Source organism: Bacteroides sp. AF39-11AC, from assembly GCF_003474285.1.
Lineage (GTDB): Bacteria > Bacteroidota > Bacteroidia > Bacteroidales > Bacteroidaceae > Bacteroides.
The window spans coordinates 1-16,683 of record NZ_QROH01000009.1 but is presented as its reverse complement, the minus strand read 5'-3'; the positions used below and the strand labels follow the sequence as shown (position 1 = coordinate 16,683).

13 protein-coding genes and 1 tRNA gene are annotated in these 16,683 nt (G+C 43.2%); 10 read left to right on the top strand and 4 right to left on the bottom strand.

Annotated elements, in window-relative coordinates:
* Positions 1–14: 14 nt before the first annotated feature.
* From DW036_RS19190 to DW036_RS19180, 3 genes are read left to right on the top strand one after another with little or no spacing between them, the layout of a single operon-like run.
* Positions 15–938, top strand: coding sequence for an amidohydrolase (locus tag DW036_RS19190; RefSeq protein ID WP_118465819.1), 924 nt, complete (start codon positions 15–17; stop codon positions 936–938).
* Positions 939–953: 15 nt separating this feature from the next.
* Positions 954–2,213, top strand: a complete 1,260-nt coding sequence (gene fucP, locus DW036_RS19185; protein WP_118465818.1) for an L-fucose:H+ symporter permease — start codon at positions 954–956, stop codon at positions 2,211–2,213.
* A 23-nt stretch (positions 2,214–2,236) separates the two neighbouring features.
* Positions 2,237–3,253, top strand: coding sequence for a zinc-binding alcohol dehydrogenase family protein (locus tag DW036_RS19180; protein WP_118465817.1), 1,017 nt, complete (start codon positions 2,237–2,239; stop codon positions 3,251–3,253).
* 132 nt (positions 3,254–3,385) lie between these two features.
* On the opposite strand, the gene DW036_RS19175 is transcribed toward DW036_RS19180, so the two are convergent.
* Complete coding sequence (locus DW036_RS19175; protein ID WP_118465994.1) at positions 3,386–4,084, bottom strand: NigD-like protein; 699 nt, start codon at positions 4,082–4,084, stop codon at positions 3,386–3,388.
* Positions 4,085–4,261: 177 nt separating this feature from the next.
* Between DW036_RS19175 and DW036_RS19170 the strand changes: the two genes are divergently transcribed.
* A complete protein-coding gene (locus DW036_RS19170; protein ID WP_007665348.1) occupies positions 4,262–4,810 on the top strand; it encodes an RNA polymerase sigma factor in 549 nt (182 codons plus the stop codon).
* 12 nt (positions 4,811–4,822) lie between these two features.
* The gene (locus tag DW036_RS19165) at positions 4,823–6,106 is read left to right on the top strand and encodes a porin family protein (protein ID WP_118465816.1); all 1,284 of its coding nucleotides are present in this window, start codon (positions 4,823–4,825) and stop codon (positions 6,104–6,106) included.
* A 116-nt stretch (positions 6,107–6,222) separates the two neighbouring features.
* Here the strand turns inward: DW036_RS19165 and pflA are convergent, their stop codons facing one another.
* Both pflA and pflB read right to left on the bottom strand, forming a co-directional pair.
* Positions 6,223–6,948, bottom strand: coding sequence for a pyruvate formate-lyase-activating protein (gene pflA / locus DW036_RS19160; RefSeq protein WP_118465815.1), 726 nt, complete (start codon positions 6,946–6,948; stop codon positions 6,223–6,225).
* Between the two features lies 1 nt (position 6,949).
* Complete coding sequence (gene pflB / locus DW036_RS19155) at positions 6,950–9,178, bottom strand: formate C-acetyltransferase (protein WP_118465814.1); 2,229 nt, start codon at positions 9,176–9,178, stop codon at positions 6,950–6,952.
* Positions 9,179–9,730: 552 nt separating this feature from the next.
* Here pflB and DW036_RS19150 point away from each other — a divergent pair.
* The 5 genes from DW036_RS19150 to DW036_RS19135 all read left to right on the top strand — a co-directional run bounded on the left by DW036_RS19150 (position 9,731) and on the right by DW036_RS19135 (position 14,761).
* Positions 9,731–9,815, top strand: a tRNA-Ser gene (locus DW036_RS19150).
* A 465-nt stretch (positions 9,816–10,280) separates the two neighbouring features.
* A complete protein-coding gene (locus DW036_RS26205; protein ID WP_255421320.1) occupies positions 10,281–10,412 on the top strand; it encodes a hypothetical protein in 132 nt (43 codons plus the stop codon).
* Positions 10,412–11,443: a pesticidal protein Cry7Aa gene (locus DW036_RS19145; protein ID WP_118465813.1), complete on the top strand. Its 1,032-nt coding sequence runs from the start codon at positions 10,412–10,414 to the stop codon at positions 11,441–11,443. Before DW036_RS26205 ends, DW036_RS19145 begins: the two co-directional genes overlap by 1 nt.
* Positions 11,440–13,650 carry a glycosyltransferase gene (locus tag DW036_RS19140; RefSeq protein WP_118465812.1) on the top strand — a complete coding sequence of 737 codons (2,211 nt, stop codon included), beginning with the start codon at positions 11,440–11,442 and terminating at the stop codon, positions 13,648–13,650. Before DW036_RS19145 ends, DW036_RS19140 begins: the two co-directional genes overlap by 4 nt.
* Positions 13,651–13,708: 58 nt before the next feature.
* Complete coding sequence (locus tag DW036_RS19135) at positions 13,709–14,761, top strand: class I fructose-bisphosphate aldolase (RefSeq protein WP_118465811.1); 1,053 nt, start codon at positions 13,709–13,711, stop codon at positions 14,759–14,761.
* An 89-nt stretch (positions 14,762–14,850) separates the two neighbouring features.
* Here DW036_RS19135 and DW036_RS19130 read toward each other — a convergent pair whose 3' ends face one another.
* Complete coding sequence (locus DW036_RS19130) at positions 14,851–16,029, bottom strand: contractile injection system tape measure protein (protein ID WP_118465810.1); 1,179 nt, start codon at positions 16,027–16,029, stop codon at positions 14,851–14,853.
* Positions 16,030–16,683 lie beyond the last annotated feature (654 nt).

Here is a 16,683-nt window from a genome sequence, read left to right as displayed (position 1 = left end):
AAATAGCTGTCTATATGGATTATACAATAATTGATGCGCATGCCCATTTATGGTTACGGCAAGATACAGTGGTAGATGATCTACCCATTCGTACGCTGGATAACGGACGCTCGTTGTTTATGGGAGAAATCCGTCAGATGGTTCCTCCCTTTATGGTGGACGGAGTGAACAGTGCAGAAGTCTTCCTGTCGAACATGGACTATGCGCAAGTATCTGCTGCCGTCATTACGCAAGAATTTATAGACGGTATTCAGAATGAATATCTGGCAGAGGTTGTTTCCCGTTATCCCGGTCGTTTCTTTGTTTGCGGAATGTGTGAGTTTCGTAAACCCGGGTTTCTGGCACAGGCAAAAGAACTGATAGCAAGAGGTTTTAAAGCTATTAAGATCCCGGCTCAACGTCTGTTGCTTAGAGAAGGGCGGGTGATGCTGAATAGTGAAGAAATGATGCAGATGTTCCATTATATGGAAGAACGAAATGTGATGCTTTCTATTGACTTGGCGGCCGGAGCAACGCAAATTTCCGAGATGCAGGAGGTCATTCAGGAATGTCCCCGGCTGAGAATTGCTATCGGGCATTTTGGAATGGTGACGCGTCCGGATTGGAAAGAACAGATACGGTTAGCCCTTCATTCCAATGTGATGATTGAATCAGGAGGAATCACCTGGCTTTTCAATGATGAATTCTATCCCTTTAGGGGAGCAATAAAAGCTATACGGGAAGCTGCCGAATTGGTCGGGATGGAGAAATTGATGTGGGGATCGGATTACCCGCGTACTATTACCGCAATCACTTACAAGATGTCATATGATTTTATAGTGAAATCACCCGATTTGCAGGAAGATGAGAAAAGGTTATTCCTCGGAGAGAATGCCCGGATATTCTATGGATTTACTGATCTTCCCATATTGCCATATATCAAAAACATGTCTGAATAAGAAGATAATAATACCATGAGAAAAAATACTTATACGATACCTTTGGCCTTGGTTTTCTGCCTTTTTTTCCTTTGGGCAATTAGCAGTAATCTGCTTCCTACAATGATACGGCAGTTGATGAAAACTTGTGAATTAAACACCTTTGAGGCGTCATTTACAGAAACTGCTTATTGGCTTGCTTACTTCATTTTTCCGATCCCGATAGCTATGTTCATGAAGCGTTATAGCTACAAAGCTGGCATTATTTTCGGTTTATTGTTGGCGGCATTGGGAGGTTTGCTCTTTTTTCCGGCTGCCATGCTGAAAGCCTATTGGGCCTACCTCTGCATATTCTTTATCATTGCTACCGGTATGTGTTTCCTGGAGACTGCCGCCAATCCGTATGTTACCGTTTTAGGTACACCCGAAACAGCACCGCGACGGCTGAACCTGGCGCAATCTTTCAACGGACTCGGAGCCTTTATTTCTGCTATGTTTCTGAGTAAGCTGATTCTGAGCGGTACGCACTATACACGTGATACATTGCCTGTAGATTATCCGGGTGGCTGGCAGGCTTATATACAGGTAGAGACGGATGCCATGAAGTTTCCTTATCTGATGCTGGCTTTATTGCTGATTATCATAGCTGTGGTATTCGTATTTTCTAAATTGCCACAGATAGGGAATGAAAGTAAAGCTCCTTCTTCCGGTTCAAAGAAAGAAAAGCTGATTGATTTTGGTGTGCTGAAACATTCACACTTGCGTTGGGGGGTAATTGCGCAATTCTTTTATAATGGCGGACAGACAGCGATAAACAGTTTATTCCTTGTCTATTGCTGTTCTTATGCAGGACTGCCGGAAGAAACCGCAACAACTTTCTTCGGACTTTATATGCTTGCTTTCCTTGTAGGGCGCTGGATTGGTACAGGATTGATGGTGAAGTTCCGTCCGCAGGATATGTTATTGGTTTATTCCTTAATGAATATTCTTTTGTGCGGAGTGGTAATGGTTTGGGGAGGTATGGTAGGATTATATGCTATGCTGGCTATCTCTTTCTTTATGTCTATTATGTATCCCACACAGTTCTCTCTGGCTTTGAAGGGATTGGGCGACCAGACAAAAAGTGGTTCGGCTTTTCTCGTGATGGCTATTGTCGGCAATGCATGTCTCCCTCAACTGACGGCTTATTTCATGCACGCCAATGAGCACGTCTATTATGCAGCTTACTGTATGCCGATGATTTGCTTTATTTTCTGTGCCTACTATGGCTGGAAAGGTTATAAAGTCATTGATTAAACAATTAATTTCAAATATATAAAATGAAAGCAGTTCAAATAGTCAATCCCTCTGAAATGAAGGTGGTTGAACTTGAAAAACCGGTGGTTGGTGCCGGTGAGGTGTTGGTGAGAATTAAATATGTAGGTTTTTGTGGTTCTGATTTGAACACCTTCCTGGGACGTAATCCAATGGTGAAATTACCTGTAGTGCCGGGACATGAAGTGGGCGCGGTAATTGAAGAAATAGGTCCGGATGTCCCGCCTGGCTTCGAAAAAGGAATGAATGTAACTCTGAATCCATATACTAATTGTGGTAAATGTGCTTCGTGCCGTAATGGTCGTGTCAATGCCTGCGAATATAATGAAACATTGGGAGTGCAACGGAATGGTGTGATGTGTGAGTATGCTGTATTGCCTTGGGCTAAAATAATTCCGGCAGGTGACATCTCTCCCCGTGATTGTGCTTTGATTGAGCCGATGAGTGTGGGATTTCATGCTGTCTCACGCGGTCAGGTGATTGACAATGAATATGTGATGGTCATCGGGTGTGGTATGATTGGCATAGGTGCTATTGTACGTGCTGCGCTTAGAGGTGCCGTTGTTATTGCTGTGGATCTGGATGATGAGAAGTTGGAGCTGGCTCGGAGAATGGGAGCCTCTCATACGGTTAATTCTAAAACGGAAGATGTGCATAGCCGGATTCAAGAGATTACGGAAGGCTTTGGAGCTGATGTTGTGATTGAGGCTGTCGGTAGTCCTGTGACTTATGTAATGGCTGTGGATGAAGTTGCTTTCTCAGGGCGTGTAGTCTGCATTGGCTATGCAAAAAGTGAAGTCGCTTTTCAGACCAAGTATTTTGTTCAGAAAGAATTGGATATACGAGGCTCCAGAAATGCGTTGTCGGCCGATTTCCGCGCGGTAATCAACTATATGAAGGCAGGTACTTGTCCGGTAGAAGAATTAATAACGAAAGTAGCAGTGCCCGAAAATGCATTGGAAGCAATGACGGAGTGGGTAGCTAATCCGGGAAAGGTATTCCGTATCCTGGTACAGCTATAAATCTATTTTTGAATTCTTGAAATAAGATTTCTATAAAATGTAAAAGAGGGGTGCATCCACTTTAGGAATGCACCCTCTCCGTCTTCAATAGGTCATAGTTTAGGTTGATATCTTTTCGTTTAACTTGATCTGCTATTTTTTCAAGTCCACCGTATAAGTTTGTTTTCCATCGTAAATCGTATTCACGATAATTTTTAATCCCTTCTTTCCTACCAGTTGATTGGCTATCTCTTTCAATCTGAATGATACAACTCCCCAACCCAGCGTGCGTGGCTCATCATCATAAGCATTGTGGCGGAACTCCAATGTGAGATAATCATCTTCCGAGGCAGATGCTTGCTCTGTTTGATTGACGACCAGATTCAACATGTGTTTTTTACTGCTATTATTGTTGTGGAAGAATTGATGTTCTATGTTTAGATAATTTCCTGTAATCCACAACTCGACGACATTAATACGGTCATTACCAATACTGTCGGCAGTCTCCTCAGTCAGCGGAATGATATCCTTTGTCAGAATGTCTTCTATCTGGATCAGTTTTACGTTATACTTATATCCCGGAATACTTTCTTCCAATGGAAGAAAATGAATGAAGACGCGCTGGTCGTCATTCACGGTATAATTATGTATATATGTTGTATCGCTGGGATACATCTTTTCACCGTCATCCAGATTAAAATAGTATTCCTTATCTTCAATAACCTTTATGGTACCGATTGTAAAAAGAGTACCATTAGAAGTGTCATCAGCATCACCCAGACAAGACTGTAACATCGGTACCGCTAAAAACGTAAGCAGAAGTATTACCGAATAAAATCTCAGCTTTTTCATCAATTGCATGTTTTTGGAGTTAATCTTATTTTTTTCCATGTATTTAAAAAATGCATGATGAGGGGAAATACTGCACATATGACTGTTAAAGAAACAAAAGAATTAATTTCTTGTTCGCTACGTGCAGTATTTCTATCTTTGTTGCATTTATAAGGTAAACGCGTGTCAAAGGAAAGAATGGAAGAACAGGAACTGGCAGGACGGTGCAGGCAAGGCGACAACCTTGCCAGGAAGGAGCTGTACGAGCGCTATGCTGGGCGAATGCTCAGCGTGTGCCTTCGTTATGCGGGCGACCGTGAAACGGCAGAAGACCTGATGCACGACGGTTTCCTGAAACTCTTCGATTCTTTTGATAAATTCACTTGGCGGGGTGATGGTTCCTTGCGGGCGTGGATGGAGCGTGTTATGGTGAATACGGCGCTGCAATACTTGCGCAAGAATGATGTAATAAACCAGTCGGAAGGATTGGATAACGTACCCGAAACGTACGAAGAACCTGATGCTTCGACAGTGGATACTATTCCTCAGAAGGTGCTGATGCAGTTTATCAGTGAATTGCCTGTTGGTTATCGCACCGTATTCAACTTGTATATATTTGAAGATAAATCTCATAGGGAAATTGCCCAGATGCTGGGAATTAATGAGAAATCATCAGCTTCGCAGCTGACGCGTGCCAAAGCTACTTTGGCTACTAAAGTGCGGGAGTGGATGAAAAACAATGCTTAAAGGAAAGGACGTATGATGAAAGATGATGAATTGTGGTTGAAAAAGATAAAGGAACGGTTGGATGATTACTCCGAGCCGCTGCCTGATGCTGGCTGGGAGCGATTGGAGAAGGCATTGCCGACTTCTGCACCCATGTCTGTTATCGGGACAAAGAAAAAGATTCTGTTCCGCCGTTGGGCGATGACGGCTGCGGCGGTTGCGCTAGTGGCTGTGTCGTCCGTCAGTCTTTGGTTGCTGCAAAGTCCGGTAGTGGACGATGTGCGTCGTGCGGCCGAACCGGCTTTAGCGGCTATACCTGATGTGCTGCCTGAACCTGCAGAGCCGGATGTGCAGGGAGAAGAACCGGAGTCTGTTATCAGAAGAGTGATTGAACAGGAAAGCTCTCGTCAAGCTCTTGTGGCACAACATTTGGAAACAGAAAAGAATATATCGGAAGTGGGTGCACAGATACAGGAAAAGGACACTGAAGTGCGCACAGAAAAGGCGAATGGAGACGATGTCATTCCATCAAACTCTTCTTCAACTTCTAAAGAAAAGGAGCGCGAGGTATACCGTCCTTCCAGTAGAGACAAGCTGCATTTGCCGACCGAAAAGAAATCTTCTACGAAAAATAAAGGTTGGGCGATTGGTATGTCTGTTGGAAACACAGGAGCACTTGCCATGAATACAATGGGAAATGATATGCAGTCCGGTCCTAATTCCAGTCCGATGTTTAGTGATAAGTTGGACTTGCCGGATGTATCTAATGGTGTTCTGAATATTCCTGATGGACAAGAACTTGTTTTTGAAGGTGGTGTGCCTTATCTGCGGAAAAATACCCGTCAGGTTAAAGATATCAAGCATAAGCAACCGCTCAGTTTTGGTGTATCGGTGCGGAAAGCATTGCCGAAAAACTTCTCGGTGGAAACCGGTGTGACTTATACGATGCTCTCGTCTGAGATAACTTATGAAAACAGTTCGGAAAAGACGGATCAGAAACTGCACTATATCGGTATTCCGGTGCGTGCGAACTGGAGTTTCGTTAATGATAAACGTTTCACGGTGTATGTATCTGCCGGTGGTGCAATAGAGAAGTGTGTCTATGGTAAGGTAGGAAGTGAAAAGGAAACAGTGAAGCCTGTGCAACTTTCGGTAATGGGTGCGGTAGGTGCTCAGTATAATATTAGTAACAGAGTGGGAATATATGTAGAACCAGGTGTTTCCTATTTCTTTGACGATGGTTCTCCGATAGAGACTATCCGAAAGGAAAATCCGACGAACTTTACGTTGCAGGCAGGTATCCGTCTGACTTACTAATCAGTACATAACCGTTTCCTCCAAAAGGAAATGACTATATATGTAACGGGTGATAACAATATATGTAATGCAGTATTACATATATTGTTATCACCCGTCCCTTTTATTCTTATTTCTTAGTTTACTATAACCGTTTCGAAGTATTCCTTAAATAGCTTTTCTGCACGTTCCAGTTGTTCGGGAGTGTTTTCTTTTACCTCTTTCAATTGGTAATCCCATCCCATAGCTTCGTACTTGTGTACGCCCAGGCGATGATAAGGAAGTATTTCTACCCGCTGTATGCTTTTATATTGGCCGAGATGTTCGCCCAAATTGCGAATGTCTTCCTCAAAATCACTATATCCCGGTACTAATACATAGCGTAGCCAGAAAGGCCGGTTCTGTTCCTCCAACCAGGCGCCCGTATGCAAAGTTTTAGTATTGCTACATCCGGTCAGCTTCTTATGGCGTTCGGGATTGAATTCTTTGAGATCCAGCAGCACTAAATCCGTCAGACTCAATAGTTCTTCAACTTTTTCATTCCAGATGCCGCCATTGGTATCCAAGCAGATGTGAATGCCGTTTGCTTTCAAATCTTTGAACAGAGGTATAAGCGCTTCGGCCTGTAATGTAGGCTCACCACCCGAGAATGTGATGCCACCCTTTTTCCCGAAAAATACTTTCTGGCTGATAGCCATTTGCAGAATTTCTTCCGGTGGGGTAGGTGTCCCTCCTTTTGCGTCTATTGTATCCGGGTTGGCACAATACAAACAGCGGAACGGACAGCCTTGCAGGAAAACGACGAGCCGGAGACCCGGCCCGTCGAATGTTCCCATACTTTCGTAGGAGTGTACGTTTATCATATTACATTCTTTCGTGGAAACTACGGCTGATAACTTCTAACTGATGCTCGCGGCTCAGTTTCACGAAGTTCACAGCATAGCCGGAAACACGAATAGTGAGTTGCGGATATTTTTCCGGATGTTCCATGGCATCTTCCAGCATTTCACGGTTCAGCACGTTTACGTTCAGGTGGTGTGCACCTTTAGTAAAGTAACCGTCCATCATTGTTACCAAGTTTTCAACACGGTCTTCAGGTGTCGGGCCAAGAGATTTCGGAACGATAGAGAATGTATTACTGATACCGTCCTGTGAGTCGCGATAACGCAACTTGGCAACGGAACTCAGTGATGCGATGGCACCGTTCTTATCGCGTCCGTGCATCGGGTTGGCACCCGGGGCGAAAGCTACACCCTTGGCACGTCCGTCAGGAGTAGCACCTGTTTTCTTACCGTACATTACATTAGATGTAATCGTCAGCAATGAAAGGGTAGGACGGGCGTTCTTGTAAACGGGCAACTTTTTCAGTTCTTCGCTGAAATAATATACCAAGTCTACCCCGAGGTGGTCCACACGGTCGTCATTATTACCGAAACATGGGAATGTACCGTCGATATCGAAACCTTCCGTCAAGCCGATGTCGTTGCGACGGGCTGTAACCTTTGCATTCTTGATGGCTGACAGTGAGTCGATGGCAATGGAAAGACCTGCTACACCGTAAGCCAGATTAATGCGTGGATTCGTGTCGATAAATGCCATCTGAGCCTTTTCGTAATAATACTTATCGTGCATGAAGTGGATGATGTTCATTGCCTCGTTGTAGACACGGGCTATTTCGGTCAGCACTTTCTTGTAGTTCGACATTACTTCCTCGAACTTCAATGTTTCACCGGTCAATACGGGAATACCTTTTACCATGACAGTACCGGTATTTTCGCAACGTCCGCCGTTGATGGCAAGCAACAAGGCTTTTGCCAGGTTGGCACGTGCCCCGAAGAACTGTATCTGCTTGCCGATAGCCTGATAGGATACACAACATGCGATACCATAGTCGTCGCAGTTACGTACTTCGCGCATCAGGTTATCATTTTCGTATTGGATGGAGCTGGTATCTACAGATACTTGTGCACAGAATTCCTTGAAGCCTTCAGGGAGTTCAGGTCCCCAAAGTATGGTCAGGTTCGGTTCGGGAGAAGGACCGAGGTTGTACAGTGTTTGCAGGAAGCGGAAGGAAGTCTTTGTTACCTTCACACGTCCGTCGTTGAAACGTCCGCCGATGGCTTCCGTTACCCAAGTCGGGTCTCCGGCAAAGATATCGTTGTATGACTGCATACGCAGATGGCGCACCATGCGGAGTTTGATAACGAACTGGTCGATCAGCTCCTGGGCAAATGTTTCATTGATTTTACCGTGTGCCAGATCATATTCAATAAAGATGTCGAGGAACGAAGAAACGTTACCCAGAGACATGGCTGCACCGTCTTGCTCTTTTACAGCGGCCAGATAAGCCATGTACACCCATTGCACAGCTTCCTGTGCGGAAGTAGCCGGGCGACTGAGATCGAGTCCGTAATATCCGCCCATTATCTTAATATCTTTCAAAGCCTTGATCTGCTCTGCCACTTCTTCACGCAGGCGAATGCGGTCGTCAGTCATCGGGCCGGTCAGATTGTGTAAATCTTCCATTTTGGCTTCGATGAGGCGGTCGATACCGTAAAGGGCCAGACGACGGTAGTCACCGATGATACGTCCGCGGGCATAGTTATCGGGAAGTCCGGTGAGGAAACCCAATGACCGGAATGAGCGGATCTCTTCAGTATATACGTCGAATACGCCGTCATTGTGTGTCTTGCGATAATGGGTAAAGATATCCTTTACTTTATCATCTACTTCTACACCGTTTTCGCGGCAAGCTTTAGCTACCACATTGATGCCACCGAATGGCTTGATAGCACGTTTCAACAGCTCGTCTGTCTGCAAGCCAACGATAAGTTCATTCTCCTTATCTATATAGCCGGCCTGATGTGAAGTAATAGTTGATACAGTGTGGGGGTCGAGAGAACGTACTCCGTTGTTAGCTCTTTCTTCTTCGAGTGCTTTGAGGCAAAGCTCCCAAATATGTTTGGTACGTTCGGTAGGTCCTTGCAGGAAAGAAGCGTCTCCAGTATAAGGCGCGATGTTTTTACTCACGAAATCACTGACATTGATTTCTTTGCTCCAAAGCCCGTCAATAAAGGTTTTGTTCAATTCCATAATATTCATTTTGTTAGTGGGTAATGGTTGTTATCCTAATAAGGACTGCAAAATTACTATCTTTTTTCCATATAGCAGTGCATGAATAGCCGGTTTTTATGTTGTACGACATAAAATAACTATTGTTAGGTATGCCATATCTTGTTTCCTGAAGTGTCGCATTTATGACTTGAACTCAGGGTTTTCAATAAAAAGTTGACGCTATTTACCCTCACTACCCTCACTTTTAGAGTAGATTATTAATAATTAGAATGTTAGGTCGTATCTCTTAATGGGAACGCTTGTGACCGCTTATGGGAACTGCATTAACTGATCTGTACTGGTGACTTTTCTTGATTTAGCCATATGCTTCTTCCGTTAATAAACGATATCAGTAGACATTGTTTTTCAACTTGACTGTCTGTGGAGATTTGTAAGCTTAGCTGAATCCTTTAGAAGTATGTGTAAAATTTCGTAGAGATAATATTTTTGTGCTAAAATGTTTGTGATATTAAAAAAGAATAGTAACTTTGCACCGCTTTAAGAGAAAAGCACTTCTTGAAAGAGAAGTTTGGAGAGGTGGCAGAGTGGTCGATTGCGGCGGTCTTGAAAACCGTTGTACTGCGAGGTACCCGGGGTTCGAATCCCTGTCTCTCCGCTGAACTAACCGGACAAAACCGGACAAAGAACAGCCAAGTTCCACAAATTCAACGATTTGTGGAACTTTTTTTATCCCCTTATGTCTGCCCAATCGGACATCATTTAGACCCTAAAAGACAAAGTTAGTAACCTAACTCGTACCCCCAACAACCGAAAGTCCCAAAGGGGTACACTTAGTCCGATATTGGTGAACTCCTGTCGCTATTTTGACGAGCCTGTACAAACGATATTTGTTCTCGTTTTGTGTAATTATTATAATCAGGTTTTAGTAAAACAGATATCCAAGAGTTTGCAGAGCGTTCCGCTTGCACAGCAACATACCATATAATTGTATTAATCTGTTATAAAAGGACAATAATCAGCTCTTTATCACATTCTTGCGGATTAATGTCGTAACTTGCCAAAAAGAAAAATCCCGCCTGTTTTATCCCCGAGTATAAACTATCCTAAAAAGAAATGAATCATGAAAGGTAAAGAGAGAAAGAAAGAAGCAAAGAAAGAAAAGTCAGAAAATAAGATAAAAGTACTGACTGAGTATCAGAGAGAAAGAGGGAGCAAGAGTAATAAAGGAATGAGCATAATACCTAAAGTATAATGGTGTCTGTAAAGAGAGAGGGTATTATACTGGAAGGCACTTCGCTTGAATTTGAGAATGAGGGAGTGATGAATCCGGCGGTGATTGTAGAAGGGAGTTCCGTGCACATGTTCTATCGTGCTGTAAGAGAAGGAAATCATTCGTCTATCGGGTATTGTCGCCTTGAGGGACCTTTGAAAGTCGTGGAGAGGGACACGGTTCCTTTGTTGGTTCCTGAATATAGTTATGAAAGTCAGGGCGTGGAAGACCCTCGAATCGTGAAAATCGATGGTCTTTATTACCTTACTTATACGGCTTATGATGGTTATAGTGCAGTAGGAGCCTTGGCACTCTCTTCTGACTTGAGACATTTTGAGAAGCGGGGCATTATCACTTCCCAGATCACTTATCCACAGTTTCGGGAGTTGCTTCGTACCCAGCAGGCGATTATCAGTAAGTATTTTCGTTCAGGCAATAAGCGCGAAGCAACTAATGAGAAAGGACATCCACTCTATATGATGGATAAGAATGTGGTTTTCTTCCCTCGTAAAATCAATGGGAAGTTTTATTTCATGCATCGTATCCGTCCTGATATTCAATACGTAGCAGTGGAGCGCCTGGATATGTTGACGAAAGAATTCTGGAAAAGATATTACCAGAATTTCGCTAAACGTATTTTGCTGGCACCTTATCACGACCATGAGTCGAGCTATATCGGAGCCGGTTGTCCGCCGATAGAGACAAGTGCCGGTTGGCTGCTGATTTATCATAGTGTCTACGACACTCCTTCCGGTTATGTTTATTCCGCTTGCGCGGCTCTACTGGATATTGACAATCCGGCTATTGAAATAGCCCGTTTGCCTTATCCGTTGTTCACTCCCGAGACAAAATATGAACTGTCCGGTGTAGTCAATAGAGTTTGTTTCCCAACGGGCGCCGCCTTGTTTGGTGATACACTCTATATATATTATGGAGCAGCCGATAAGTACATCGCCTGTGCGTCAGTGCAACTGACAGAGTTATTGGATGAATTAATAAAACAAATTAAATGAGAAAAATAGTATGTATCACTACCTATCCTCCTCGTGAATGTGGCATAGCCACCTTTGCCCAGGATTTGATCCGGGCTATTCAGTCAAAGTTTGGAAATTCTTATTCCATCAGGATATGTGCGGTAGAGTCCGGTACGGAGAAATATGCCTATACCCGGAAGCAAGCGGTAGAGTATGTTCTCAACACTTCGGATGCATCGGCTTTTGCTACTTTGACCAAGCAGTTGAATGAAGATTCTGAAGTTGAAATTGTACTTGTACAGCATGAATTCGGATTGTATATGGAGCAGGAAGAAGCTTTCCTTGAAATGCTGGAGCAATTATCTAAACCGGTGATTCTTACCTTCCACACCGTTCTTTCGCAACCTTCTCTTGATATGTATGGAAGTGTGAGGAGAATGATAGTTGCCTGCAAGTATCTGGTAGTCATGACGCAAAATTCCCGGCGCATTTTGTTGCGGGTGTATCATGCAGATGATGGTAAAATCGAGGTGATTCCTCATGGTACTCATCTGGTGTCATTTAAGGATAAGAATATGCTGAAGAGTTTTTATAAACTTTCGGGTAGGCGTGTCCTTTCTACTTTCGGCTTACTCAGCCCCGGAAAAAGTATAGAGACCACTTTGGGTGCTTTGCCGGATATCGTGAAAGAGAATCCTTCCGTAATCTTCCTTATCATCGGGAAAACCCATCCGGGAGTGCTGAAGGTGGAAGGGGAGAAGTATCGCAATCTGCTAAAAGAGAAAATAAAAGATTTGCATCTGGAAGAACATGTACTCTTTATTAATCAATATCTTGAATTGCCCGTTCTGTTGGAATATTTGCAGTTGACAGATGTGTATCTTTTCACTTCGAGCGATCCGAATCAGGCAGTCAGCGGGACATTTGTTTATGCCATCAGTTGCGGCTGTCCGATCATAGCTACTCCTATTCCGCATGCACTGGAGTTGCTGAGCGATGATGCCGGTATCATCTTTGACTTTAAAGACTCGGTTCAACTGGCTATAGCTGCCAACCGTTTACTTGCTGATGAAAGTCTGCGGACTGAGATGAAACTGGTAGGTTTGCAGAAGACGGCGGCCACAGCTTGGGAAAATGTTGCAATTGCTTACACTCTGCTTTTTCAGCGGACCGGTGAGCCGGAGGAAGAGTTGATTTACTCTTTACCTCCTGTGAATACCTCACATATCCGGCGTATGAGTCGGCAATGGGGGATTATTCAGTTTGCGAAAGGGAATCGCCCGGATAGCTCTACGGGATATACACTGGATGATACGGCGCGAGCACTGATAGCAATGTGTCAGGTTGTTGCCACCGGAAAAGGGAAGGTGAAGGAACGCTATGTCAGGACTTATCTGAACTTTATCCGTTACTGTCAGCAACCGGATGGCTCTTTTCTGAATTATGTGGATCAGGATGGACTGTTCACTTCGCAAAATCAAGAAGTAAGATTGGATGATAGTAATGGGAGGGCCATTTGCGCTTTAGGCTATTTCATCTCTTGTTCGGCACATTTCCCGGCTTTGTGGAAAGAAGAAGCAATGGCTGTTTTCGAACGGACATTCCAGCAGTTCAGCCGGATAGAGTCTCCCCGTAGTATGGCTTTTATGCTCGAAGGGCTCTATTACTACACCCGTGTGTGTCCGTCGGCTCAGGCAGATGCCTATATCGGGTTATTGGCTAATAAGCTCGTTCAGTGCTATCGCCGGACGGCAGGTGGAGAGTGGTTATGGTTTGAGACATATCTCACTTATGATAACGGCATTTTGCCGGAATCAATGTTGCTGGCTTATCAGGCCATCGGTCGGGAGGAGTATAAGCAGATAGCTTGGGAAGCTTTCGAATTCTTATTGAAGAAGTTATTTGTGGGAAATCGCCTTCAAGTGATTTCTAATCAAGGATGGATGCATAAAGGAGAAGAACATCATGGATTTGGAGAGCAACCGGTAGATGTGGCGGGAACGGTAATTGCTTTAGGCACATTCTATCAGGTATTTAAAGAGGAAAAATACCTTCGTATGCAAACTGATGCTTTCAACTGGTTTTTGGGAAACAACCATTTACATCAGATTATTTACAATCCGACCACCGGAGGGTGTTATGACGGCTTGGAGGAGAATAACATAAATTTGAATCAGGGGGCCGAATCGACCGTGTGTTATTTAATGGCAAGGTTAGCTCTGGTAACTGCTTATTCTGTGAAGTGACGAAACAATAGACAAGTGAAAACTGTTTCTTATCATATAACTTAAAACGGATATAATAATGAGTAAAACAGTTGATTTGTTGGGACAACAGGCAGAATATTACCTGAACCATACGTGTAAGACAATAGATAAGAAACTAATTCATGTTCCGGGACCTGATATGATTGATAAGGTCTGGGTGGATTCTGACAGAAATGTACGTACCCTTAATAGCTTGCAGGCTTTGTACGGACATGGACGCCTTGCGAATACCGGATATGTATCTATTCTGCCGGTCGATCAGGATATAGAACATACAGCCGGAGCATCATTCGCTCCTAATCCGATCTATTTTGATCCTGAAAATATAGTGAAACTGGCTATCGAGGGAGGTTGTAATGCAGTTGCATCCACATTTGGTATATTAGGGGCTGTTGCCCGTAAATATGCCCATAAAATACCTTTTGTTGTGAAACTGAACCATAATGAATTGCTGACTTATCCGAATTCTTACGATCAGGTAATGTTCGGAACAGTGAAAGAGGCATGGAATATGGGTGCGGTGGCTGTGGGGGCCACTATCTATTTCGGATCAGAACAGAGTCGCCGTCAGGTTGTTGAGATCTCTCAGGCTTTTGAGTATGCGCATGAGTTAGGTATGGCAACCATCCTCTGGTGCTATCTCAGAAACAATGATTTTAAGAAAGATGGTACAGATTACCATGCGGCAGCCGACCTTACCGGACAGGCCAACCACATCGGAGTGACCATCAAGGCCGATATTGTAAAACAAAAACTTCCTTCCAATAATGGCGGATTCACAGCTATTCACTTTGGTAAAACGGATGAAAGAATGTATTCTGAACTCGCAACTTCACATCCTATCGACCTTTGTCGCTACCAGGTTGCTAATGGCTATATGGGGCGTGTCGGTTTGATTAATTCCGGCGGTGAATCTCATGGAGAATCGGATTTGCGTGATGCTGTTGTTACGGCGGTTATCAATAAACGTGCCGGTGGAATGGGATTGATCAGCGGACGAAAAGCATTCCAAAAGCCAATGGAAGAGGGTGTTCAATTATTGAATACCATTCAGGATGTTTACTTGGATTCTTCAATAACGATTGCATAAAGTGTTTGATCAGTATAGAAGACTTTTATCTTCTATACTGATTACTTAAATGTAAAAGTGATTTTTTGAACTGTTATCCGAGCTGGGTTTTATCTCCAGTTAACCCTGAGTATATTTTCCATCCATGGTAACCGTACAAGTTTGTATGACCAGGGAATGCTATCCAATAATATATCGTATGCACGTTCCTCTACAGTTAGAATCCATTCATGTTCAGTTTTTTCTATAAATCCCGTTCTGTTCAAAAATGATTCTTGGAAGGCTCTCATTGAAGTGTTCCTCATTTTTGACCAATTAGTCTTTGTTGCTTCCAATAGAGAATCTATTGTGTTAAGTTCATCTTGATTTAGTTCCACTCTTCTGGGGAGTGGCTCATTGAAAGGATAATTTATTAACAAACGGTTGAGGAACAGATCTTTTTCATCATACTCCCTGTCTTCATTTGATATAAGGCGTTGTAAAATGAATATAGCCCGTACTTTTGATTCGTTACTATTGAGACTTCTGCGGTCTTGGCTTAACATATTAAGCCTTATAAAAAGCATTGGTAGAAATGGGAAGAGAATGACCAATCCTGCATTGGATATAGGTACGTGTTTCAAATCTCCATATTGTTCTGTACCTAAATGAGGGCTATATACACGCACTCCGGGAGCTATTACATTCTCATTTACTTTGACATTGCCACAAGTTCCTTGATCGCCCGGACCAATATCCCAGTTCCCTTTGTCGCATTTAGCTATGATTTTTCCTCCTGTAATAGTTATGTTTCCACATTTACTTTTTCGACCTGCATATTGACCGGCACCGCCTATTCCTGCAGATCCCGCGCGCCAAGAAGTCTCGTGCTGATAACCTGCATAGGCTTCTATGGTTCCACTTTCGATAATAATGTCACCACATTCGGTAGCATATCCGCATCCTATACCGGCGGCACCTTCTCCACCGTATGCAATTAATTTTCCGTCGCCTTTAATGATCAGGACGGAGTTTTTTCTTGATTGGATTGCAGCCATTTCACGACCACTGTGTAGTATATTGGTTCCTTCAAGAATTACCGTGATATGACAGTCTTCCGCAATATGAAATGCAACACCCATGTTTTCCGGATCACATAAGTTGGCATTTTGCAGAATAATTGTTGCATGTACTCCGGCAGATACTGTAATTCCATGTTTTGAATTGGTACCTGTAATAATATACACTCCTTCTTGGGAGATACGGAAAGCATCCGATTCCCTACTCATGTCTATTTTTTCATTTCTCATAAGAATAAAAATTAATATTAATATTGTATTTGTTGATTATCATATATTGATTTTCAGTCTGCTTTTAATACTTTCTGTCTTGGGTGACCGTTAGTGTTTCATAGCGATTATCCGGCAGTTTATTATTTGTATTCTTCATTTGAAGAGAGACCTCAAATGAACACAGGCAAAAATAGCTGGAAACCGGGAAATCTAAATACTAAAATCAGTAAACTAAAATAATAATTATAAGTGATTGAAATACAGAGGGGAAATTAGGACTTGGTCTTCCTGTTTTTACGATTTCAGCCTTTTTTTGATGATATGAAGTGTGTGCTAAACAGGATTCAGCCCATGTGTTTTGCGGTAAAAGCTTCAATAGTGATTAGAAAGCAAACAGGGGACCATTTGTTTTTACCCTGTGTGTGTTGCATTTTCCAATAAGCTTTATTGGGTGTTGACCTTGGCTAACGAGCCTGTCAACCAAGGTTAATCGGCTCGTTAACCAAGGTTGATAGGCCTGTTAACCAAGGTCAACACCCGACTATTCCTAAGGATAAAGAGATATATCGCTGGCTCTCAGTAGAATAGTGCCTAATATGAAATAAATAAATGCATCGTCCTTCAACCCCAATATCTGGAGAAGCTGCACGGCCCGTTCATTACCCAATTGGA